Genomic DNA, 21,650 nt, shown 5'->3' on the forward strand with positions numbered 1-21,650 from the left:
GTCGCAGGCTCCTACCTCGCTCCCCCCATGTGTCGCAGCAGGGCTTCTACGTCTCCGGAAGCCAACCCCGCAGCGATTGAGGGTTCCTCCTGCAAGTCAGCCAGCTGCTGCACAGAGGGGTCATCGAGGATCTTCCCCATGAATTCGAGCTTCTGATCAAGTCGCGCCGCGACAACCTCATCAATCGTGTCGCGGACCGCGAGCACTGTGACGCGGGTCTCGGTGTTCGGGGCCAGGCCTAGCCGGTGAATGCGATCAAGGCTCTGCAGGAAGCGACCTGCCATGAAGTCACGATCCACGTACACAGCGTCATGACAGACCTGATGCAGGCTGATGCCTTCACCGAGGGTGGCAGGGTTGGAGATGAGAACCATGCATGCAGGATCTTCCCTGAAGCGCCGAAGCTGCTCCTCACGGTCAAGGGTTCCGCCGTACACGACTGCCGGCGCGTACTTCTCCAGAAGCCGTTCGAGTGTGGTCAGACTCCGAACGAACGTCGTCCAGACGAGCGTCTTCCTCCCCTGTTGAGCGTTCTCAGCGATGATCGCGGCAGCCTCTTTGTACTTGGGCGACAACTCATAGTCAGGCAGGTCCTGCATGAGTGTGTACAGCGAGTGCCCCTGCGGGATTTCCAACGGCGGCAACTGGTACGCCAATGGTTCATAACGGCTTCCACCGTCGAGCAACAGAGCCGGGCTTGTAGCGGCCATCAGCATGCGCAGCGCTGTCTTTCCCAGAGAGCTCAGGTCCTCCCGTGAGGCGCGCGCCCCGGGATCTCCCACCAGAGACCCGTAGATTTCGGCGTGCAGGGGCGGCATGTCGACGTACCGCATCCGAAGTTCGACGGGCGGCAGACCAAGCTCCAGCTTGGTGGTACGGGTGAAGAGGGGCTTGAGGGCAACGCTGGCCTGCGCCAGGTTCCCGCCCGCCACGGCACGAGCGACCGACCGCTGCCCATGCCCCGGCCAGACAAAGCCCAACAGATTTTCCAGGTCCTTCGACCCATTGGGCGCCGGCGTGCCAGTGAGGATCAAACGCCGCTGAGCTAGGGGCCCGAGCGCCATGCAGGCTGCTCCGTACGTGCCCCTAGCCCCAAGCTTCATCCGATGCGCCTCGTCGAGGATGATCATCGACGGTTCGGCCTTGAGCCATGCCGCTAGGGTCGCGAGCGAACGATCCAGGCGTTCGTAGTTAACGATCAGTACCTCCGCCCATCCGTCGAGCGAACCATCAAGCACATGCGGACGCAGCCTGTGACGGAAGCAAACCGCTGTCTCGTACTGCCAGGATTCATACGCCGACTTCGGGCACACCACCAGCAGCCTCTTGACGTGTCCCATCGTCTTCTGGGCCGCGTACACGCCTAGAGCCGAACGGGTCTTGCCGGCACCAGGCACGCTGAAGTTCGCACCGTGCTGCAGAGAGAGCAGCTTCGCAATATCTCTCCGTTGGAACTCCCCGAGTTCTGCGACCCATTCATCACCGAGCAGGTGGGGCACATCGTCCGCGAGAACCTCGCCACTGACGTCGGGGCCCGTCAGCCGCCTCTCGACGGTCGCTGCGTCTTGGAGGTTACCCAGGATCAGGCTCCTCAGGTCGGGAGCCCACTCCACGCCTGCCGGGTCGGGCCACCCCGCTATCTTGTCGACGCCTGCCAGCAAGTCATCGAGATCAACTGCGGCGGCCAGAGGAGCCAGCTGGCCGCCCGTTCGGAAACGAGCGGCCAGCTGGACAAGCTCTCCGCGGTAGTTCTCGTTGGTCCTGAGAACTACCTTGGTGCGCGCCTCATCAAAGCCCAGGCGCAGTGAGGCCTGAGCTGTAGCGCTACTGCTCACTGCTTAGCCCCGCTGACAGCCTCGACGAGCCACGTCACACCATGGCCAGGTTCTCCCTGTATGCGCTTCGCCTGCTGAGCGAGTTTGCTCAGGCTCTCCCTCAGCTGGAGCACGGCGTCATCGAAAGCCTCTTCATCGAGGCTGCGTGCGGTGCGTGCTTGGACGAGCTCAACGATGCACTGATCGATATCGGCACACGCATCCGCGAGCCGAGCGGGGGCCAGCTGCTTCTTCTTTCGTACGCGTGCATCCCGGCCGGCATCGTCAATCGCCTTGTCGAACGCATCCCTCGCGTCCTCGAAGAGAGCCCTCGCAGCCTGCCTCTGAGCCCCAGAGACGTCCGGCCCAGTAGTTCCGGCGACAGCTTTGGCCTTCAGGATCTGGTCGTTCAGGGCACGAGCGGCAGCCACCCGCGATGTGCTTCCCGGTACTGCCACACCAAGACCGGGCACCATAACGGCTTCCGTCTCAAGACCTGCACTCGTGGCCGCATCGCTGAGGTTTGACGGAAGGTTCCTCGCCAGGTAATCCGCTTTAGCGAAGTGCTCGTCGATGTGGCGGACGTCCGTCTTAGCGAAATCGAGCAGCATCGCAGCGAGCCGCCACTCCTTAATGACCTCTGCCTCGTCCGGTTCGACAGCGGAAAGCTTTTTGTAAAGCCTCTCCAACTCCTTCAGCTTCTCTTGATCACCTTCGAAGTCGACCAACCGCAGGGTAGCGCTGCCAGTCTTGCTGCGGTCGATGAGCTCCCGGATGGTGCTAAGGATCCACCGCTCCTGGTGGTAGGTCTTGACCTGGACCCTGAACTCCTTGGCAATCCGTTCCGGCGTCCGCCCCAGCCCCGCCTGCTCCTCCATGGCGAGCAGTCGATTCATGTACGAGTAGTCTCTACGGTGATCCTTTCGCAGCTGGAGCGACAGCTCGACAGCGTTGACGTCTGCCCACGTGAAAGATGCCGGCAACACCCCAACTCTCATCGACTGCACGCCACTCTCCCGGAGCGCAGCGGCCCTGGTGTTGCCGTTGACGAGTACGCCGTGGTGCGTCACCAGGCCTGGATCGTTCTGACCAAACTGCTCGAGACTCTCTTTGAGCGTCACGAAAGCGGGGTCACGCACATTCGGATTGGCCGGATCAGCCTGAAGCAGATGCTTGAGATAACCCTGACTCTCAGCGCTCCACGGATCCGTTTCCAAAGCCACACTCTTCAAAGCGTCATGACTGAGCTGCGCCTGGATGCGGTGAGTGCCGGGGTTGAAGTAGAGGCTTTCGAGCGGGAGGTCAACTACTTCTACGTGGATCGCCTGCCCGTTCCAGTCGACAGTCACCGTCTCCCTGGTTCCGCCCGAGTTCTTCACCTCCTCTAGCCTCTTCTTGATCAACTCGCTAAACTCGTCGGCTCTCGGCGGCGCCTGAAACTCCCGGAACATACTGTCCCCAATCCCTTTGATCTCGACGTTTATTACTTGCCTATTCGTCGCCCCCGACGACGGCCTTCTGGACTACCTCCCTAGATGCCACCGGAAGCGTCCGGAAAGTTCCCCAGAGCTTCTCCAAGGAGCCCTGGGTGCGCTGGTCGACTGCGATCCAACCTGCGAAGACGTCCTTCTCCAATGCCGAAAGTCCCGCCACCTTGGAGAGCAGTTTCGCGAGATCGACCTCACGCTCTCCGCCGGTACCACACCGCTTGCACTCAGTGACCAGCTGAAAGTCCGTGCCGCCGTCCGCCAGCACGACCTTGCGCCGGGCCACGTTCAACTGACCTAGGACGTCGGTCTTGTCGTCGTACGGTTCGCCAGCGCCGATCCCACACGTTCGGCAGAGGAAGCTGTCATCCTGCATGGCCTTGGTTCGCTGGGCGGTGGTCAGACTGTTCTTGTGCTTCGCCACCTTCGCCTGACCCGGGATCCAGACCTCAGCTCCCCTGGCCACATAACGCTGTTCCTCTTGCTTCAGAGCCGGGTCGTCACGGTTCGTGTCGATTCGCCATCCGAAGTCCCTGAGCTCACGCAACCGCCGGTCGATTTGCGCCACATCAGGGAAAGCTCCGCGCAGATCAGCCTTGGTGAATGTGTTCCCCTCTCTGACCTCGGCTTCCAGCCAGAGCGCGGCACGGATCTTGCCGCCGAACTTTCCGTTCCGCCAAGAAGGCAATGACATGCTTGCTCTCCGATCCTTCATCCCTCAACCAGCGTGACTGCATGCGCATGCCACCCGCCCGGCATAGAGTCGGATGTCAGGCGTCGCGCGTCACGTACCGGTCGTGCGGGCCCAGGGCCCCCCTGAGTTGACTAATTGATGTCGCATCACCAAACCGAAGTCCAGCGAAAACTCATGTTGCGCTCAAAGACGTCGACATCCCGGGCGCCCAGCAGCCAGCACCTCCAGAGGCCCGCAGCAGTGGGCCCCAACCAGGGAGCAGGAACAGAATGCTTGCCGGGCAAGTTGGCACCAAGATCAGCCCTGACCTGCCTCCGGGGAGGCGGCATCTTGCGCACACACTCAAGGCAATCCACCAGCATGTTCGCCCGTCGGCACCCACGTTGGCCTGCTTGGTAAGCCTCTTGCTCACCAAGCACGGTTACGCCACGACCCGCGACGCCCTATCCCGCTACTTCAACGGTCGCCAGTTGCCTGCGCTCCGTTTCGTCACGCTTATGCACACAACAGCGGTCGGGGTCGCAGGCTCTGAGAGCGCGGTAGGCATAACAAGGGCAGACGCCATCAAGGCGCACAGCCGAGCCGAGCCGACCCTGAGGCTATGCCGAAGGTGTCCGGAGCTGAGACGCGAGAACGACAGTCTCCATGAGGAAAACGAGCAGCTGAAGGAGGCTCGGGCCGGCCTGTCGCAGGCGGCGGTAAGAACTCGTCGGCAGCCAGCACACCTGCCGGTCCCCCTCCATGAGGGGGACCGGCAGCGAGTTGCAAGCGATGTTGCGGGCGCCACACAGATGGCCAATGCGGCCACAAAGCTCCAAAACCAGGGCAAAGCCGCCGCAGCTCTGGCCGTGCTTGCCGATACGGCTGGGACTTTGACGCCCCTTGAGAGCGTCACATCCCTAGCCGTGCTGCGGGCGCATCAGCAGAGTCAACTCGCCGACGCTTTGGTTCACATATACGGTCGCGAGCGGCCGGAGAGGGAAATCATCCAGGTGGCTCTCGAACTTCATGAGCGCGGAATGGCGAATGACGCAGTGGCGATGTTGCGCGCCGCCACCAACGACCCAGGGTCTCAAGCCAGAAGGGACCACCTGGGGTGAGGGGTTCTAGACCCGTTGGCGCAGCAGCCGGCCCAGGCATGCAGTGGCACCTCTTCAGGCCGCGTCAGCCTCGAAGTGCCTTTGAGCACGATCCAGAACTTCGTCCGGGTCGCTGCCCCGTGCGGTCAGCCAGTGGAGCAAGTCTGCGATGAGGTCGGTTGCCGACTCCTCCAGAACCGATAGGCGCCCTACATCCATGAAGACAGGGCCGCCAGCCATCCGGCGGTAGCCGTCCAACACTGCTGACGCACGCTGAGTCCGCTGGCACCACTGATCCGGCCCGGCAGCAAGCTCACACCACACCGCCTTGCCGGTCGCGGTCAGAACAGTGCCCCAGTCGATGGACAGCGCGGCCAACAGGTGAAGGCCCCGACCACACTCGTCACCGCACAGGGGCTCTACCTTCGTCGGCACATGGTGGCTCTTGTCGTGGAGTTCCAAGCGAAGCCGCTCTTCAGTGGACTCCATGACCAGCGTGGCCGACGCACCTTCGCCTACGTGCTTGATCACGTTTGTCGCGAGCTCCGTCATCGCAAGCTGGGCCTCCTCGATGAGAGCCTGCAAACCCCAATGGGTCAGCTGGTCCCGCACGATTCTTCTAAGTGCGTGGAGTTCGGCCGGCTCGGCCTCAAAAGGCAGAACGCAGCGGAGTCGAGGTTCAGTGGCTTCGTAGCCGTGCATGGCTGCACTCCCTCCCGCGCCACGTCAACCTTGAGCAAGCCGTATCCGTACGGCTGCGCTGCGTAGCGCTTCGGATGCGAGTATGGCAGCGAGAAGTCTCGCTGTGTAACTTCTCACGGGAATCGTCCGGGTGAATCTGGTGGTTCACCAACTGGCTCCGTGCATAGCCTTGTTGTCGGCCGGACATCCGGTCGGCACTGAACGGAAGGCCGCTTCCATGTCAGCGAGAGCTACGACCCGTCGCCGTCAGCTGGGCGTGATGATGCGCAAGTTGCGTGCTCGCAAAGGCATGACGCTGGAGGAGGCCGGCCGACTGGTAGGAGTATCGAAGGCCACCGTCAGCAGGTACGAGACCCAGGAAGGGCCCGTGAAGTGGCCCATCGTGGACGCCCTCTGCCGTGAGTTCGGCGCGAGCGAGGCTGAGCGAAATGCGGTCGTCGGGCTTGCCAAGGATGCGAAGCAGCAGGGCTGGTGGAGTTCCTTCGCCGACTCCATCCCGGAGACCATGAATCTCCTGCTCACGCTCGAGGACGAGGCCGTACGGGAGGATCACTTCTCCTGCGTATACGTGCCCGGGCTCTTGCAGACCCGCAGCTACAACACTGCCGTTCAGCAGGCCAACGAGATGCGACTCGCCCCCCAGGAGATCGAGCGGCTCGTCGACATCCGGATGAAGCGGCAGGAAATCCTCAGCCGGGCGAGGCCCCCGCACCTGTGGGCGATCCTTGACGAGTCAGTGATACGGCGAGTGGTGGGGTCACGGGACGTGATGCGAGAGCAGCTCAGTCATCTTCTGCAAGCCAACGAGTCGCCCGACATCACACTGCAGGTCCTGCCGTTCGCCAAGGGCGCCCACACGGCCGCACTCGGCAGCTTCGTCATCCTGGGAGGAGCCGAGCCGTCATTGGATGTGGTCTACGTCGATCTCCACGTCGGTTCGCTCTTCATGGAGAAGGACGAGGAACTGGACCGATACAGACTTGCGTTCGACTACCTTCGCGCACAAGCGTTGGACATGGCCGCATCCTCGGCCGTGATCAAACGTGTACGCGAGGAGATCTGATGGGCTCTGCCTTTCCTGAAGTGCCTGACCACGCCTGGTTCAAGTCTTCGTACAGCGGTGGCAACCAGACGGAGTGTGTCGAGGTAGCGACCATCGGCGTCTGTACCGCTGTGCGTGACTCGAAGGTGCCCAAGGGGGCTCGTATCGCCGTTTCGAGTGGGGCGTGGGCCGGGTTCGTTCGTGCCGTGCGGTGCGGGGAGGTCGGGGCGGGCTAGGCATCAGTGGCACCCGGGGCGGAACAGCCGAAAGGGCCGACCGGGGGACGTGCGTGTCGGCCCGGTCAGCCCGTTCTTCGGCAGGGGCCGGCTAGCGGTGGTGCTTGTTGAGGGTCGCGAGGAGCAGGTTCGGGTTCTCCATCGTGAAGTAGGCGGCGCTGGGTACGTAGACCGTCTTGCCGCGCACCGCCACGGAGGTGGGGTTCGACAGGCCGTCCTTCGCCGTCAGTACGACCGAGTGCTTGCCGTTGGGACGTACGAGGGCCACCTTGCTGTCGGAGATCAAGGCGGCCAGGACCGTGTCGTCACGGCCGCCCGTGAAGGCGAAGTCGTCGATGCCGGTCAGGCCGGTGGCCCTGGTCTGGATCGCGCCCGCGGAGCCGTTCGGCTTCACGGGGATGCGCAGCAGCAGCCCCTTGTCGGAGTTGGTCACCCACACGGCACCGTGGCGCAGCTGAAGGCCATTGGCGCCGACAAACCCGGTCGGCGCGGCGGCCCGCTGAAGCTTGCTGCCCGTGGCCCAGGCCTTCGGCTTGACGCAGCCGCGGCTCGGGGCGGCCTTCGTCGGGACGCGCCATACGGTGCCGCGCGTCGAGTCGGCGGCGTACAGTACGCCGCGCTTCTCGTCGAGCGCGAGGCCGTTGGGGAAGCCGTTCGTCGGCAGGCACGCGATCTGCTTGGCCGTGTGGTGGCGGGGGTGGATGCGCCAGATGCCCGTCAGCTTGTTTCCAGTGGCGTAGTTGACGTACAGAGCCCCGTCATGCGCCCGTGCGATCCCGGTCGTGACCGCGGCGCCGGCGATCGGGGTGTCCGGGTTCGCCACCGCTGGGAGCTCCGCGATGATTCGCGGCTCGTGGTGCGGGGAGAGGCGGGCGACCTGTCGGGCGAAGGCGAACGTCACGTTGGCGGAGCCGTCGGGCTCGAGCGCGATGTTCTCCGGTGTCTGGCCTGCGGCGAAGTCGAAGTGTTCGACGACGCGCGGATCCGTCACTGTCGGCTCGTGGGCGGAGGTGGGTGCCGACGCGAGCGCCGCGAGGGCGATGGCGGCCGTGGCAATGCCGACCAGGCGGCGTGGGAAGCGGGGCATGGGGCTCCTCCGGGCTGTGCGCAGGCGCGGGATGCGGGGGTACGGGGCCCAGCAGAACATGACGGAGCGTCACTTCCGGCGCGTCGGCCACTGTCGGGACAAGAGATCGCCCGCGTGGCCGACACCGCGGTCCGCGGCGGAGGCTCGGGCAGCACGGGGGTGTGTCGTGATACCGGCCGGTGGGCGGCGCGTGGTTGTCGTCGCCGCTGTCGGTGTTGGTGTCTGCGTCTGCGTCTGCGTCTGCGTCTGCGTCTGCGTCTGCGTCTGCCAGCGTTGAATACATCTCGGGCGCCGTACGTACTGACTGGCAACTCCCCCGTTGGCTGGGCGCGTGACCGGCGTCGGCCGTTGGTCGCGCACCCAGCGTGTGGTGAGGGAGCAGCCCCGCCCCGGCGGGTTCGGCCCGTACGCGAAAGGCCAAAAAGAGCCGGCACGTGGCGTGCGGACGCGACGTTCGCACGCCGAAGCCGGCGGGCCGCCTGAAGGGGCCCGCCGGCAGGTGAGTTGCCGCCGCTGGTTGGGGCTGGCTAGAAGACGCTCACCCCGTACGCGCCCAGCGCCTCAGTCACCGGCTGGAAGAACGTGGTGCCGCCCGACGAGCAGTTGCCGCTGCCGCCGGACGTCAGGCCCAGCGCGGTGCTGCCCGCGAACATGGCGCCGCCGCTGTCGCCGGGCTCGGCGCAGACGTTCGTCTGGATGAGGCCGTAGACGATGTCGCCCCCGCCGTAGTTGACCGTCGCGTTGAGGCCGGTGACCGTGCCGCCGCGCAGGCCGGTGGTGCTGCCGCTGCGCTGGACCGCCTGGCCGACGGAGGCGTTGCCGGCGGCCGTGATGTCGCGGTACGAGCCGTTGTAGAGGTAGACACGGCCGTCGGCGGCGGAGGCGTTGGAGTGGCGGATGATGCCGTAGTCGTTGTTCGGGAAGCTGGAGCCGGCGGTGGAGCCGAGCACCGTGGTCCTGGCGGAGTTGGTGTACCAGGTGCTCGTGCCGTTGGTGCAGTGGCCGGCCGTGAGGGCGTAGTACGTCGACCCGCTGCGCACGTTGAAGCCGAGCGAGCAGCGGCCGCTGCCGCTGTAGATGGCCTGGCCGCCCGCGATGAGCTTGCTCATCTTGCCGGGCGTGCGCTTGATCACGAGGGCGTCGGCCTGCGCGCCCGCCGCCTTCTTGATCTTGGCGAGTTCGGCGGCCGAGACGGTGTCGTCCGCCGTGACGACGAGCTTGCCCGACTCCTTGTCCGAGTACCACGCGGTACCGGACACGTCCGCGCCGAGCACCGCGTCACCCGTACGGGCGAGCTGGGCGGCGGTCGCCCGTGCACCGTCGCCCTGTTCGGCCGAGGCGATCGGGGTGGCAAGCGCGGAGACGGTCAGCAGAGTCGATGCCACGGCGATCAGCCGTGCACGTCTCGCGACGCCGCCGAGGGGGGAGAGGCGCTTGAAGTTCACTACATCCTCCGGTGGGGGATCCCAGGGGCCCGCTGGGTAGGCAGGCCCGTCAGTACGCCGATGCCGGCCGACCATCCGTAGCGGTCATGAGCCTGACAAGCGGCGTGGTAGGAATCCTGCGGTCCGGTTGAGCCGTCAACAAGAGCACCTTTCAGCCGCTCTACGCGCGCCCACCAGCCGCATGCACCACGCCGGGAACGAAGCCGCCGGCGGCGGCTTCGGCCCGCCCGGTCCGAGGCGGCGCTGCCGGCCGGGCGAAGGCACCGCCCGGCCGGCAGCGAAGTACCGAGATCGTTTGCTGATTGGCCGTCAACTGATCGTCGGGTCAGGAAGCCACGGGTGCGCCGCTCGGCGGACCCGGCGGCCGGCGGCCGGGGCGCGGTGCGCCGACTCCGCTGCTCACCGGCCGCCGAGGACCGAACAGTCCGTGCGTCGCGGGCGCGGTACGGCAGGACACCGCGCTCCCCCGGAGCGCCCGACCGCACCCCGGCTCCGCGTCGCCGGCGGCCGTGGCTATTGCACATACGCCCCTTCAGCCTCCGACCGCCCCTCGGGCAACCTGCGACCCGTCCCGCGACCGACGCACCCTCCGGACGCCCGGCCGTTCCCCCACCCGCGGCCACGACCACCGCACCGCGCGGCACCCCGCCGCGCAGCGTTATGCGGCGATCCCTACTGTTCGTACGCCGAGCGCGGCTGTCCGGTTCTGGCCAGTGGGTGGCTTCAGGCGTCGTCATTACTCGCGACGAGTCACGCCGGAGAAGAAGAGAACGGCCATTGAACAGACCGCGCCTCCCCCACGTACTACTCACCAACTCCCCCACATGCTGGGCGCGTGGCCGACGACAGGCGGTCGCGCGCCCAGCGCGTCCCGCCTGGGGGCCGTCACCCCCCCACCGCATGCGACACCGTATAAATCAGCAACCCCGCCAGCGCCCCCACCACCGTGCCGTTGATCCTGATGAACTGCAGGTCCCGGCCGATGTGCGCCTCGATCTTCTTCGACGTGTGCTCCGCGTCCCAGCCCGCCACCGTGTCGCTGATCAGCGAAGTGATCTCGGCGCGGTACGTCGTCACCACGTACACCGCAGCGTCCTCCAGCCACCCGTCCAGCTTCCCCTGCAGCCGCCCGTCCGTCGCCAGCCGCGCGCCCAGGGAGAGGAGCGAGGCCCTTACCCGCAGGCGCAGTTCGCTCTGCTCGTCCTCCGCCGCCGAGATGATCATGGTGCGTACGGACGCCCACGCCGAGGCGATCACGTCCTGCACCTCGCCCCGCCCCAGGATCTCCGACTTCAGCCGCTCCACCTTCGCCCGCGTGTCGGCGTCCGACTGGAGGTCGGAGGCGAAATCCGTCAGGAAGCGGTCGATCGCGCCGCGCGCCGGATGGTCCGGCTCGTCGCGCATCTCGGAGATGAAGCGCAGCAGTTCCTTGTAGACGCGGTCGCCGACCTTCCGGTCCACGAAGCGCGGTGTCCAGCCCGGCGCTCCGCCCTCGATCGCCTCCATCACCGAATCCCCGTGCAGCACCAGCCAGGCGTAGGCGCGCGTGCAGATCAGGTCCACAGCGCGGTCGTGCGCGCCGTCCGCGACGACGTTCTCCAGCGCCTTCCCGATGCCCGGTGCGATCTCCGCCGCGTCCGCCCGCCGCGTGATCGCCTCACCGACGACCGCCTGCACGTCGGAATCGCGCAGGACGGTCAGCGCCCCGCGCAGGGCCGTGGACAGTTCCTCCGTCACGCGGTCGGCGTGTGCCGGCTCCGCCAGCCAGGCGCCGACCCGGGCGCCGATTCCGATCGCGCGCAGGCGGGTGCGTACGACGTCCTCCGAGAGAAAGTTCTCACCGACGAAGGAACCGAGCGTCGTGCCCAGCTGGTCCTTCTTCGACGGGATGATCGCGGTGTGCGGAATGGGCAGGCCCATCGGGCGCTTGAACAGAGCCGTTACGGCGAACCAGTCCGCCAGCGCGCCCACCATGCCCGCCTCGGCCGCCGCCGCCACGTACGCCGGCCAGCCACCGACACCCGACCGCTCCGCCCAGGTGGCGAGCACGTAGATCAGCGCCACCAGGAGCAGCAGCCCGGTGGCCATCGCCTTCATTCGGCGTACGCCCTGGCGCTTCTCCTCGTCGGCCGCGCTGTACGCGAAGGGCGGGAGCGGGGCGGCCGCGGCCGAGGACCCGGAGGCCTCCTTGTCCGGCATGCCGTCAGTTCCCGTCGTCTTACGTTCCATCCGCTCCACCCATCCGCTCCACCCGTCCGCCTCACACGTACCGTCTCGTACGTAATTTTCCCTACCTGACCTACTCGTGGAACGCACTGCGAGTTCCCGACGTCTACCAGGGCGGTGCAATGGCGCATCATTGAGTGAGTTCGAACGGAGCCTCGGGCTCCCCGCGCCCGAGGAGATACACCAAGCATGACCAAGCGCAACGGTTATGCCTTGCTCGCCGCGCTCGCCGCGGTGGTGGTCCTCATCTCGGGGGCCATATTCGCCGGAGCGACGCTCGGCGGTCACGGCCCTGACGACGACCCAGAGGCCCGCCCCCGTACGCCGCTCCGTTCCGCGGCCCCCGCCACCTCCGCTTCCTGGGTCGGCACCTGGTCCACCGCGCCCGCCTTCGCCGAACCCGGTACGGAGCAAGGCTTCCCGGGACGTTCGCTTCGTAACGTCGTGCACACCAGCATCGGCGGCACCAGCGCCCGCATCACCCTCTCCAACCTCTTCGGCGTACAGCCGCTGCACATCACCCACGCCTCGATCGCCGTCGCCGCCACCCCCGGCGCCCCGACCGCCACACCCGGCACCATGCGCCGCCTGCTCTTCGGCGGCTCGCCCTCGGTCGTGATCCCGCCCGGCGGACAGGTCCTCAGCGACCCGGCCCTGCTGAAGGTTCCGTACGACGCGGACCTGCTCGTCACCACCTACTCCCCCACGCCCAGTGGCCCGGTGACGCATCATCCGCGCGCCCGCCAGACGTCGTACGTAGCGGAGGGCGACCGTACGGAAGACCCGCTGGGGGACGCCTACACCGGTCAGACGCCGTACTGGCGCTACCTCACCGCCGTCGACGTACTCAGCGGCCAGGCCGAGGGCGCGGTCGTCGTCATCGGCGACTCCATCACCGACGGCGTCACCTCCACGGCCGGCGCGAACCGCCGCTGGACGGACGTGCTCGCCGACCGCCTCGACGGGCGCTACGGCGTCCTCAACGAGGGCATCAGCGGAAACCGGCTGCTCAGCGACGGTACGGGCCCGAGCGGTCTCGCCCGCTTCGACCGGGACGTGCTCTCACGGTCCGGCGCCAAGGCGGTCGTCGTCGTCCTCGGCATCAACGACATACTGCGGCCGCCGCACGAGCTCGACGCGGCGCGCATCACGGCGGGCCTCGAACAACTCGCGCGCCAGGCACGGGCGCGCGGCCTGCGGGTCATCGGCTCGACGGTCATGCCGTTCGAGGGGACGCGGGCGCACACGCCGCAGCTCGAAGCAGTGCGGGACAGTGTCAACGAGGCGATCCGTACGCGCGGCATCTTCGACGCGGTCGTGGACTTCGACGAGGCGCTGCGCGACCCGTTCGCCCCGGACCGGCTCCTTCCGGCGTACGACTCGGGCGACCATCTGCACCCGAGCGACGCGGGCTACCGGCGGATGGGCATGGCCTTCGACATCGCGAGTCTGAGCCGGAGCGCGGACGCGGCGGGAGTGTAGCGGTACGGAGGGCGGCAGCAGCCACGGCGGAGGCCGCACCAGGGCCGGGGTCAGTCCAGCTCCTTGCGGTCGGCTTCCGCCTTCCTCGCCAGCTTCTCCTGCTTGCGCGCCTCCTTGAGGCGCTGCTTCTCCGCGCGGGTGACCTTGCGTTCGACGCCCACGCCGCCCATCAGCGCGAACCCGGTGATCGTCACGCGCGGCGAGTCCGGCGCCACCGGCTCCGACGACTGGGTCGTCAGGTCCCCGAAGCCGCCCATGAAGCCGACTCCCTTGACGTTCACGTCCAGGCCCGGCGGCACCGTGACCGCCATCCCGCCCATGATCGCGAAGCAGCGGATCACAGTGTCGCGGTCCTCGAAGCGGGCCTCGCGCAGGTCGATCTCGCCGCCGCCCATCAGCGCGAACGCCGTGAACCTGCGGCCCACCGTCCACGTGCCCTTGCGCCCGAAGCCGCTCCAGAAGGCGAAGCCACCCCTCGACGTGGCCGGGCCGCCGATCCGGGACGCGAAGGAGACCGGCGCACCGGAGGCAGAATCAGGCGCCGTGAGCTGTGCGGCGGGGCCGCCCGTGCCCGGCACCGGCAGGTCGCGGACCAGCGGCTCCAGCTCGCCGTGCGTACGCGCCTTGTAGACGGCGTCGAGGCGCTGGTCGAACTCCTCCATGTCCAGCCGCCCCTCGGCGACCGCGTCGCGCAGCACCTCGGCCACCCGCTCGCGCTCGGCGTCGGAGGCGCGCATTTCCGGAAGTCCACTGGTCATACCGACCAGACTAGTCAACTGGCGCGCTCGGTCCCAGGGTTCACGGCAAGTGATCAGAGGGTCGAGCGGTCCGCGTACATCTTCGCGATCACGGCCTCGATGTCCGGCTCCCGCACCGACAGGTCCACCAACGGATACCTCTCCGCGACCGCCGCCACCAGCGGCGCCGCCGAAACCGACGCCGGGAACGCCAGCCACTGCCTCGGCCCCTCCACCTTCACCACCCGCGCCCCCGCCACCTCGACCGGCGGCAGCTCGCGCTCCAGATCCACCACCAGCGTGCGCTCGCTCTCGCCCACCTCGTGCAACCCGGCCAGCGCCCCGTCGTACACCAGGCGCCCGTGGTCGATGACCATCACGCGCTTGCACAGCTGCTCGATGTCGGTCAGATCGTGCGTCGTCAGCAGGACCGTCGTGCCGCGCTCCGCGTTCAAGTCCCGCAGGAAGTCCCGGACCTTCGCCTTCGAGATGACATCAAGCCCGATCGTCGGCTCGTCCAGATACAGCACCTCGGGATCGTGCAGCAGCGCGGCCGCGATGTCGCCCCGCATCCGCTGGCCCAGCGACAGCTGCCGTACCGGTACGTCCAGCAGCTCGCCCAGGTCGAGCTGCTCGACGCAGCGCGCCATGTTCACCTTGAAGCGGTCGTCCGGGATCCGGTACATGCGGTGCATCAGGCGGTACGAGTCGCGCAGCGGCAGGTCCCACCACAGCGTCGTACGCTGCCCGAACACCACCCCGATGCGCTGCGCCAGCCGCGTCCGCTCCCGCGACGGATCGATGCCCGCGACCCGCACCCGGCCGCCGCTCGGCGTGAGGATGCCGGTCAGCATCTTGATGGTGGTCGACTTGCCCGCGCCGTTCGGCCCGATGTAGCCCACCATCTCGCCGCGCGGCACCGAGAAGCTGATCCCGTCGACCGCCCGCACCTGCGTCTTCTCGCGCCGCAGCCGGCCTGTCTTGCGGCGTACGTCGAAGACCTTCTCGACGCCGTCCAGCTCGATGAAGTCACTTGCCATGGCCATACGCCCTCAGCTCCCCGTACTGCGATACGAACGAAGGCCCACCCGCCACGCCACCCCGGCCAGCGCACAGCACGCACCCGCGACCAGCGGCGGCAGGAAGGCGAGCCAGGACGGCAGGTCCAGGGGGTACGAGCGGTCCAGCACATACAGCGCCGGCAGCCAGTTGACGAAAGCCAGCGGCAGCACGAACGTCACCCCGCGCACGAGGTCCTTCGCGAAGACCGTCGGCGGGTACTGGAGAAGCGTGGTGCCGCCGTACGTGAAGGAGTTCTGCACCTCTGACGCGTCCTGCGCCCAGAACTGGAACGCCGCCCCCGCCACGAACACCGACGCGAAGATCGCCGCGCCGCTCAGGATCATCATCGGCAGCATGAGGATCTTCAGCGGCGTCCACGCGATGTCCAGCGTCAGCAGCGCGTACCCGAGCACCAGCAGCCCCTGCGTGATCCGGCCCAGCCTGCGCAGCGCGAAGCGGTCGGCCGCGATCTGCGCGAGGACCGGAACCGGGCGTACGAGCAAGGTGTCCAGCGTCCCGTCGCGCACCCGGCGCCCCAGCCGGTCCATCGAACCCATCGCCAGGTCGGAGAGGCCGAAGGCCGCGCCCGCCGTCCCGTAGAGGAAGGCCACCTCGGGCAGCGTGTAGCCACCCAGGGCGTCCACGTGGGAGAACATCAGCAGGATGCCGACGAAGTCGAGGCCGGTCGCCGCGAAGTTCCCGAAGGCCGCCATCGCGAAGGACGCGCGGTAGGCCATCGTCGAGCGGATCCACATCGCCGCGATCATCCGGTAGGCCCGGAGCCCGGCCCGCAGCTGCCCGACGGCTCCGAGCGCTGCACGCCCTTGGGCGGTCGTCTCGGCCTCCCGCGCGCCGGCGGGCCGGCTCACCGGTGCGGTCTGCGTCGCCTCAGGGGTTTCCGTCGCCTCAGGGGTTTCCGTCGACTCAGCCACCCTGCACCACCACCCTGCGCGTAGCCACCGTCTGCAGCAGCCGCCCGGCCGTCAGCAGAACCGCCGCCCAGCCGATCTGGAACGCGTACGCCTGGGCGAGCCCCCAGCCCGTGTGCTTGCCGAGGAAGACGTCGGCCGGGATCTGGAGCAGCGCCGACCAGGGCAGCGCCTGCGCCAGGGTGCCCAGGCCGCCGGGGAAGACCGTGAGCGGCAGCACCATCCCGGAGAAGAACAGGCCGACGAGCCACGTGATCTGCGCGACACCCGCCCCGTCGAGCAGCCAGAACGCGGACAGCGCCACCAGGAACCGGATCGCGAAGCTGACGACTACACCCAGCGCGACGGCGACCAGGAAGGCGAGCCACACGAACGGGTCGACCGGCAGCGCCAGATCGAAGGCGAGCGCGCCGAGCGCCATCGGGACGACACCGCGCCCGAGGAGGTGGAAGGCGGCCCGCCCCAGGTCGCTCGCCAGCCAGAAGAGCTGGAGGTCGGCGGGACGATAGAGGTCGATCGCGATGTCGCCGGTACGGATCCGCTCCATCAGATCGTTCTCGAAACCGCCGCCCATCATGGCGGCGGTCATCAGCAGCGCCTGCCCCAGCCACACATAGGTGAGGGCCTGCGAGAGGTCGTACCCGCCGAGCTGCGGACGCTCGTTCCACAGGGCTGTGAAGGTGTACGCCACGATGAAGCCGAAGACGGTGTTGGTGAACACACCGGCCGCCGTCGCCACTCGGTACGTCGCATGACGCCGGAAACCACCGGCCGCGACGACCGCGTATACACGCACGCCGCCCCCTCGATTCGCCCAAAGCACCAAAACGCCCGACCCTAGCCCAATGGGGTCAGCCGCCGCAGGCATTTTTCGCGGTGCGTGCACCCGGTGCGTGCACTATGGGCGTACAGGCGAATCGCCCGATACGACACTGTTACGCCGGAGAACGAACCTCTGGCCGCGCCCAGGGAGTCTCCACCAGCATGAGCGACGAGCCACAGCAGCCCCAGGGCTGGGCACCCCGGGACCCCTCCGACCCCTCCGACCCCACCACCGCCTCCCAGCCCTCCACCGGCAAGGGGCAGAGCAAGACCAAGGAGCAGGGCAAGGCCAAGCGCAAGCGCACCGGCCTGCGCCGGCTGATCCCCACCTGGCGGATGCTCCTCGGCGCATTCCTGCTGCTGGCCCTGCTCCTGATCGGCGCGTTCCTCGCGGGCTACACGCTCGTCAAGATCCCGGCGGCCAACAGCGCCGCCACCTCCCAGAGCAACGTCTACCTCTACGCCGACGGCTCACAGCTCGCCCGCGACGGCGAGGTCAACCGCGAGAACGTCAAGCTCGCCCAGATCCCCAAGACCGTCCAGCACGCGGTACTGGCCGCCGAGGACCGCGATTTCTACTCCGAGCGGGCCGTCGACCCCCAGGCCATGCTCCGCGCCGGCTGGAACACCCTCACCGGCAAGGGCAAGCAGTCCGGTTCCACCATCACCCAGCAGTACGTCAAGAACTACTACCTCGGCCAGGAACAGACCGTCACCCGCAAGGTGAAGGAGTTCTTCATCTCGATCAAGCTCGATCGCGAGGAGAGCAAGAACGACATCTTCGAGGGCTATCTGAACACCAGCTACTTCGGGCGCAACGCGTACGGCATCCAGGCCGCAGCCCAGGCGTACTACGGCAAGGACATCGACGAAGTCACCACCGCCGAGGGCGCCTACCTCGCCTCGCTCCTCAACGCCCCCAGCGCGTACGACGTGACCACCCACCCCGAGAACAAGGGCGCGGCTCTGGGGCGCTGGAACTACGTACTCGACGGCATGGTGAAGGAGAAGTGGCTGAGCCCCGCAGACCGCGCCGCGGCGAAGTTCCCCGCGCCGCACGAGGCCAAGCCGGCCTCCGGGCTCTCCGGGCAGCGCGGCTACCTCGTGCAGGCCGTCGAGGACTACCTCACCAACAACAAGATCATCGACGAGGACACGCTCGCCACCGGCGGCTACCGCATCACCACGACCCTCGAGAAGTCGAAGCAGGACGCCTTCGCCGAGGCCGTCGACGACAAGGTGACGTCGCAGACGAGCAAGGACCGCAAGGCCGACCGCAACGTGCGTGTGGGCGGCGCCTCCATCGACCCGGCGACCGGCAAGGTCGTCGCGATGTACGGCGGCATCGACTACACGAAGCAGTACGTCAACAACGCGACGCGCCGCGACTACCAGGTCGGCTCCGCCTTCAAGCCGTTCGTCTTCACCTCGGCCGTCGAGAACGGCTCGACCACCCAGGACGGCGTGCAGATCACCCCGAACACCATCTACGACGGCACCAACAAGCGGATGGTGGAAGGCCCCAACGGGCCGACCGGGTACGCCCCGGAGAACGAGGACCAGGGCAGTTACGGCCCGGTGACCGTCCGTACCGCGACCGACAAGTCGATCAACTCGGTGTACGCGCAGATGGCACAGGACGTCGGCCCCGGCAAGGTCAAGGACACCGCCGTCGCCCTCGGCGTCCCCGAGAACACCCCGAGCCTGGACGCGTACCCGTCGATCGCGCTCGGAGTCGCCACCGCGAGCGTCCTCGACATGACGGAGGCGTACGCGACACTCGCCAACCACGGCGAGCACGGCACGTACACGATCGTCGAGAAGATCACCAAGAACGGCCAGACCATCAGCCTCCCCGAGGCGGGCGCGGACTCCAACTCCGGGACGGACTCGGGGTCGGACTCCGACTCCAACCCCAACTCCGGCTCCGGCTCCACGCAGGCCGTCTCCCGCGAGGCCGCCGACACCACGACGTCGATCCTCCGGAGCGTCGTCGACGGCGGTACGGGCACGGCGGCCCAGTCCGCCGGCCGCCCCGCGGCGGGCAAGACCGGCACCGCCGAGGAGGACAAGGCCGCCTGGTTCGCGGGCTACACGCCCGACCTGGCGACGGTCGTCGCGGTGATGGGCCAGGACCCGGAAACCGGCGTACAGAAGCCGCTGTACGGAGCGCTGGGACAGCCGCGCATCAACGGCGGCGGGGCGCCCGCGCAGATCTGGGGCCAGTTCACGGCCGCCGCGCTCAAGGGCAAGCCGGTGCAGGAATTCGACCTGCGGACGATGGCCGGCTCGGATGACCCCGTCGCCTCCCCGTCCGAAGAGGAAACGGACACCGGGGAGCCCGAGGGGTCCGGGGAACCGCCGGCGAGCGAAAGCCCGGACGGCCCGACGCAGACCCCGCCGGGCAACGGTCAGGACACGGGCGGCACAACGGACACCGGTGGCACCACTGGCACCCCCGGCACCGACGGCGGCCCCACGGACACCGGCGGCACGGGAGGCGGGGCGGACACGGGTGGCACCGGTGGAGCGACCGACACCGGTGGTACGACCGACACGGGCGGGACCACCGGTTCGACGGGCGGCGCGACCGAGGGCGGAACGACAGGCACCGGCGGCACAGGCGGCGGCGACACGGACGGCGGCACCACCGGCCCGCCGTCCGACGGCGTACTGAACGGCTCGCGCGGCCGGGCCTGACCGACCTGGCCGACTTGGCCGACTTGGCCGACTTGGCCGACCTGACCGACCTGACCGACCTGGCTGGACAGCGCTAGTGCCCCGAGGTCGCCTTCAGCCCCACGACGGCGACCAGCAGCAGACAGACGAAGAAAATCCGGGCGGCGGTCGCCGGCTCACCGAGCACCACCATGCCGAGCACCGCCGCACCGGCCGCGCCGATACCGACCCACACTCCGTACGCAGTACCGATCGGCAGCGTCTTGGCGGCGTGCGACAGCAGCATCATGCTCGCGACGATCCCCACACCCGTGAACACGCTGGGCCAGAGCCGAGTAAAGCCGTCGGTGTACTTCATCCCGATCGACCAGCCGACCTCGAGCAGACCGGCGACAACAAGCAGAACCCAGGCCATGACGGGCACCTCCGAAAACGAAACGCGGAATCAACGGGGATGCGTCGTCTTTGCGTTACAACCCGGTACGGCGCGTCTCGTCGGGGGTGTTTCCAACATAGCAAAGGGGCAGCGAAAGAGGCCGGTGACCCTGATCACCGGGTCACCGGCCCTCGCACACCCTGTCCGTCCGCCTGCGAATGCAAGGCCTACAAATACAAACCGGTCGAGTCCTCCGAGACCCGCTCAGAAGCCACCGCGTGCAGATCGCGCTCCCGCATCAGTACGTACGGGACGCCGCGCACCTCGACCTCGGCCCGGTCCTCCGGGTCGTACAAAACCCTGTCGCCCGGCTCCACGGTCCGTACGTTCTGGCCGACCGCGACCACCTCGGCCCAGGCCAGCCGCTTGCCTACCGCGGCGGTCGCCGGAATTAGGATGCCGCCGCCCGAGCGGCGCTCGCCCTCGGGACTGTCGGACCTGACCAGGACACGGTCGTGCAGCATGCGGATGGGCAGCTTGTCGTGCGTGGTGTTCTCGCTCACGCCCCCGAACCTACCTGCCCCCACGCCTACGCCCACGCCCCGCGCCCGCCCCGTCATCGGCCGGGGCCGTCAGCCGACCGACAACCGGCCGTCAGCCGGAGCCGTCAGCCGGAGCCGTCAGCCGCGCCTGCGGCGCGCCGACAGGGCGAGCAGCCCCACCAGCCCCACGGCCACCAGGGCCACCGGAACGAGCCGCTCAAGGCGCGGCGAGCCGTCCTCGGACACGAACTGCGCCTTCACGTCGGACACCGTACGGTTCACCGCTACGAACGCCCGGCCGGCGGTCTGGTCCACGGTCGATGCGACCCTGGCCTTCGCGTCACCGACGATCGTCTTCGGGTGCAGCCGCACTCCGATCTCGTCGAGCGTTACGGCGAGCTGGTCACGCCGGCTCTTGATGTCCGCCTCGATCTGCGCAGGGGTCCTGGCATCCGACACTGCGCTGCCTCCGTGGTGGTGAGTCGTGGGCCGAATCCGGTAGTCCTTCATCGACAGTCTGTCAGCTCGGGCCGTCCCATACCCCACGGCACCCCCATTACGCTCGGGGCGGTATGACAACAACCGCGCGGACGACCGCAGCATGACCGTCCGTACAACCCGCGCAACAACTCACGCAACAACCCCGCACGAGGAGACCGAGACCCGATGAGCGAGCGACTCCAGACCGGCGACACCGCCCCCGACTTCACCCTGCCCGACGCCGACGGAACCGAAATCTCCCTCGCCGCGCACAAGGGCCGCAAGGTCATCGTCTACTTCTACCCGGCCGCCCTGACTCCCGGCTGCACCAAGCAGGCGTGCGACTTCACCGACAACCTGGAGCTGCTGACGGGGGCGGGTTACGACGTCATCGGCGTCTCCCCGGACAAGCCGGAGAAGCTGGCGAAGTTCCGCGACAAGGAAGACCTCAAGGTCACGCTGGTCGGCGACCCGTCCAAGGAAGTCCTGACGGCGTACGGCGCCTTCGGCGAGAAGAAGCTGTACGGCAAGACGGTCACCGGGGTGATCCGCTCGACGATCGTCGTGGACGAGGACGGCAAGGTGGAGCGCGCCCTGTACAACGTCAAGGCGACCGGCCACGTTGCGAAGATCATCAAGGACCTGGGCATCTGAGACGCTCGAGACAGGTGGAGTGTTTTGTTTGCTTGTGACCAAGGTCCCGAAACAGGGGACCTTGGTTTGCAGCAT

General features: G+C 67.7%; 20 protein-coding genes and 1 riboswitch. Of the genes, 6 read left to right on the forward strand and 14 right to left on the reverse strand.

What is annotated here, in order from left to right; all coding sequences use genetic code 11:
- Positions 1–11: 11 nt before the first annotated feature.
- Genes AC1P0E_RS12080 through AC1P0E_RS12090 form a run of 3 tightly spaced genes read right to left on the reverse strand, consistent with a single transcriptional unit; the run spans position 12 to position 3,995 of the window.
- On the reverse strand, positions 12–1,835 hold the full coding sequence (locus AC1P0E_RS12080) for a DEAD/DEAH box helicase (RefSeq protein WP_482742181.1): 1,824 nt from the start codon (positions 1,833–1,835) through the stop codon (positions 12–14).
- Entirely contained in the window at positions 1,832–3,265 is a 1,434-nt protein-coding gene (locus AC1P0E_RS12085) for a ParB N-terminal domain-containing protein (RefSeq protein ID WP_482742182.1), read from the reverse strand. The genes AC1P0E_RS12080 and AC1P0E_RS12085 overlap by 4 nt, the downstream gene beginning before the upstream one ends.
- A gap of 40 nt (positions 3,266–3,305) precedes the next feature.
- Positions 3,306–3,995, reverse strand: a complete 690-nt coding sequence (locus tag AC1P0E_RS12090; protein ID WP_482742183.1) for a hypothetical protein — start codon at positions 3,993–3,995, stop codon at positions 3,306–3,308.
- Positions 3,996–4,399: 404 nt separating this feature from the next.
- Here AC1P0E_RS12090 and AC1P0E_RS12095 point away from each other — a divergent pair, with 404 nt between their 5' ends.
- Entirely contained in the window at positions 4,400–5,095 is a 696-nt protein-coding gene (locus tag AC1P0E_RS12095) for a hypothetical protein (protein ID WP_482742184.1), read from the forward strand.
- A 54-nt stretch (positions 5,096–5,149) separates the two neighbouring features.
- Here the strand turns inward: AC1P0E_RS12095 and AC1P0E_RS12100 are convergent, their stop codons facing one another.
- Complete coding sequence (locus AC1P0E_RS12100; RefSeq protein WP_482742185.1) at positions 5,150–5,776, reverse strand: ATP-binding protein; 627 nt, start codon at positions 5,774–5,776, stop codon at positions 5,150–5,152.
- 217 nt (positions 5,777–5,993) lie between these two features.
- Between AC1P0E_RS12100 and AC1P0E_RS12105 the strand changes: the two genes are divergently transcribed.
- Together AC1P0E_RS12105 and AC1P0E_RS12110 are read left to right on the forward strand one after the other, a co-directional pair.
- Positions 5,994–6,839, forward strand: coding sequence for a helix-turn-helix domain-containing protein (locus AC1P0E_RS12105; protein WP_482742186.1), 846 nt, complete (start codon positions 5,994–5,996; stop codon positions 6,837–6,839).
- Positions 6,839–7,054: a DUF397 domain-containing protein gene (locus AC1P0E_RS12110; protein WP_482742187.1), complete on the forward strand. Its 216-nt coding sequence runs from the start codon at positions 6,839–6,841 to the stop codon at positions 7,052–7,054. Before AC1P0E_RS12105 ends, AC1P0E_RS12110 begins: the two co-directional genes overlap by 1 nt.
- Before the next feature lie 91 nt (positions 7,055–7,145).
- On the opposite strand, the gene AC1P0E_RS12115 is transcribed toward AC1P0E_RS12110, so the two are convergent.
- The 3 genes from AC1P0E_RS12115 to AC1P0E_RS12125 all read right to left on the reverse strand — a co-directional run bounded on the left by AC1P0E_RS12115 (position 7,146) and on the right by AC1P0E_RS12125 (position 11,785).
- Positions 7,146–8,141, reverse strand: a complete 996-nt coding sequence (locus AC1P0E_RS12115) for an NHL repeat-containing protein (protein ID WP_482742188.1) — start codon at positions 8,139–8,141, stop codon at positions 7,146–7,148.
- 527 nt (positions 8,142–8,668) lie between these two features.
- On the reverse strand, positions 8,669–9,586 hold the full coding sequence (locus tag AC1P0E_RS12120; RefSeq protein WP_482742189.1) for a S1 family peptidase: 918 nt from the start codon (positions 9,584–9,586) through the stop codon (positions 8,669–8,671).
- Between the two features lie 885 nt (positions 9,587–10,471).
- Positions 10,472–11,785 carry a DUF445 domain-containing protein gene (locus AC1P0E_RS12125; RefSeq protein WP_482745729.1) on the reverse strand — a complete coding sequence of 438 codons (1,314 nt, stop codon included), beginning with the start codon at positions 11,783–11,785 and terminating at the stop codon, positions 10,472–10,474.
- Positions 11,786–12,001: 216 nt separating this feature from the next.
- On the opposite strand from AC1P0E_RS12125, the gene AC1P0E_RS12130 reads away from it, so the two are divergent.
- A complete protein-coding gene (locus tag AC1P0E_RS12130) occupies positions 12,002–13,294 on the forward strand; it encodes an SGNH/GDSL hydrolase family protein (protein WP_482742190.1) in 1,293 nt (430 codons plus the stop codon).
- 50 nt (positions 13,295–13,344) lie between these two features.
- Here AC1P0E_RS12130 and AC1P0E_RS12135 read toward each other — a convergent pair whose 3' ends face one another.
- The 4 genes from AC1P0E_RS12135 to AC1P0E_RS12150 form a co-directional block, all read right to left on the reverse strand.
- The gene (locus AC1P0E_RS12135; protein ID WP_482742191.1) at positions 13,345–14,052 is read right to left on the reverse strand and encodes a DUF1707 SHOCT-like domain-containing protein; all 708 of its coding nucleotides are present in this window, start codon (positions 14,050–14,052) and stop codon (positions 13,345–13,347) included.
- A gap of 53 nt (positions 14,053–14,105) precedes the next feature.
- Positions 14,106–15,071 carry an ABC transporter ATP-binding protein gene (locus AC1P0E_RS12140; RefSeq protein WP_482745730.1) on the reverse strand — a complete coding sequence of 322 codons (966 nt, stop codon included), beginning with the start codon at positions 15,069–15,071 and terminating at the stop codon, positions 14,106–14,108.
- A 12-nt stretch (positions 15,072–15,083) separates the two neighbouring features.
- Positions 15,084–15,887, reverse strand: a complete 804-nt coding sequence (locus AC1P0E_RS12145; protein ID WP_482745731.1) for an ABC transporter permease — start codon at positions 15,885–15,887, stop codon at positions 15,084–15,086.
- 130 nt (positions 15,888–16,017) lie between these two features.
- Positions 16,018–16,818: an ABC transporter permease gene (locus AC1P0E_RS12150; protein WP_482742192.1), complete on the reverse strand. Its 801-nt coding sequence runs from the start codon at positions 16,816–16,818 to the stop codon at positions 16,018–16,020.
- Positions 16,819–17,006: 188 nt separating this feature from the next.
- On the opposite strand from AC1P0E_RS12150, the gene AC1P0E_RS12155 reads away from it, so the two are divergent.
- The gene (locus AC1P0E_RS12155) at positions 17,007–19,544 is read left to right on the forward strand and encodes a transglycosylase domain-containing protein (protein WP_482742193.1); all 2,538 of its coding nucleotides are present in this window, start codon (positions 17,007–17,009) and stop codon (positions 19,542–19,544) included.
- 73 nt (positions 19,545–19,617) lie between these two features.
- Here the strand turns inward: AC1P0E_RS12155 and AC1P0E_RS12160 are convergent, their stop codons facing one another.
- From AC1P0E_RS12160 to AC1P0E_RS12170, 3 genes are all read right to left on the reverse strand, one after another.
- Positions 19,618–19,938: a DMT family transporter gene (locus AC1P0E_RS12160; RefSeq protein WP_482742194.1), complete on the reverse strand. Its 321-nt coding sequence runs from the start codon at positions 19,936–19,938 to the stop codon at positions 19,618–19,620.
- A 38-nt stretch (positions 19,939–19,976) separates the two neighbouring features.
- Positions 19,977–20,041, reverse strand: a riboswitch (guanidine-III (ykkC-III) riboswitch).
- An 85-nt stretch (positions 20,042–20,126) separates the two neighbouring features.
- Positions 20,127–20,462 carry a GroES family chaperonin gene (locus AC1P0E_RS12165; RefSeq protein WP_482742195.1) on the reverse strand — a complete coding sequence of 112 codons (336 nt, stop codon included), beginning with the start codon at positions 20,460–20,462 and terminating at the stop codon, positions 20,127–20,129.
- A gap of 117 nt (positions 20,463–20,579) precedes the next feature.
- On the reverse strand, positions 20,580–20,900 hold the full coding sequence (locus AC1P0E_RS12170; RefSeq protein WP_482742196.1) for a DUF3618 domain-containing protein: 321 nt from the start codon (positions 20,898–20,900) through the stop codon (positions 20,580–20,582).
- Positions 20,901–21,107: 207 nt separating this feature from the next.
- Between AC1P0E_RS12170 and bcp the strand changes: the two genes are divergently transcribed.
- Positions 21,108–21,575: a thioredoxin-dependent thiol peroxidase gene (gene bcp, locus AC1P0E_RS12175; RefSeq protein ID WP_482742197.1), complete on the forward strand. Its 468-nt coding sequence runs from the start codon at positions 21,108–21,110 to the stop codon at positions 21,573–21,575.
- Positions 21,576–21,650: the final 75 nt, after the last annotated feature.

The sequence above is a fragment of the Streptomyces sp. TRD_SC_5 genome (genome assembly GCF_056836825.1).

Bases quoted from the DNA above. Each gene is read 5' to 3' on its own strand.
- AC1P0E_RS12105 (WP_482742186.1), top strand. From the start codon at position 5,994: ATGTCAGCGAGAGCTACGACCCGTCGCCGTCAGCTGGGCGTGATGATG.
- AC1P0E_RS12115 (WP_482742188.1), bottom strand. From the start codon at position 8,141: ATGCCCCGCTTCCCACGCCGCCTGGTCGGCATTGCCACGGCCGCCATC.
- AC1P0E_RS12110 (WP_482742187.1), top strand. From the start codon at position 6,839: ATGGGCTCTGCCTTTCCTGAAGTGCCTGACCACGCCTGGTTCAAGTCT.
- AC1P0E_RS12100 (WP_482742185.1), bottom strand. From the start codon at position 5,776: ATGCACGGCTACGAAGCCACTGAACCTCGACTCCGCTGCGTTCTGCCT.
- AC1P0E_RS12135 (WP_482742191.1), bottom strand. From the start codon at position 14,052: ATGACCAGTGGACTTCCGGAAATGCGCGCCTCCGACGCCGAGCGCGAG.
- AC1P0E_RS12140 (WP_482745730.1), bottom strand. From the start codon at position 15,071: ATGGCAAGTGACTTCATCGAGCTGGACGGCGTCGAGAAGGTCTTCGAC.
- AC1P0E_RS12125 (WP_482745729.1), bottom strand. From the start codon at position 11,785: ATGCCGGACAAGGAGGCCTCCGGGTCCTCGGCCGCGGCCGCCCCGCTC.
- AC1P0E_RS12130 (WP_482742190.1), top strand. From the start codon at position 12,002: ATGACCAAGCGCAACGGTTATGCCTTGCTCGCCGCGCTCGCCGCGGTG.
- AC1P0E_RS12160 (WP_482742194.1), bottom strand. From the start codon at position 19,938: ATGGCCTGGGTTCTGCTTGTTGTCGCCGGTCTGCTCGAGGTCGGCTGG.
- AC1P0E_RS12090 (WP_482742183.1), bottom strand. From the start codon at position 3,995: ATGTCATTGCCTTCTTGGCGGAACGGAAAGTTCGGCGGCAAGATCCGT.
- bcp (WP_482742197.1), top strand. From the start codon at position 21,108: ATGAGCGAGCGACTCCAGACCGGCGACACCGCCCCCGACTTCACCCTG.
- AC1P0E_RS12155 (WP_482742193.1), top strand. From the start codon at position 17,007: ATGAGCGACGAGCCACAGCAGCCCCAGGGCTGGGCACCCCGGGACCCC.
- AC1P0E_RS12085 (WP_482742182.1), bottom strand. From the start codon at position 3,265: ATGTTCCGGGAGTTTCAGGCGCCGCCGAGAGCCGACGAGTTTAGCGAG.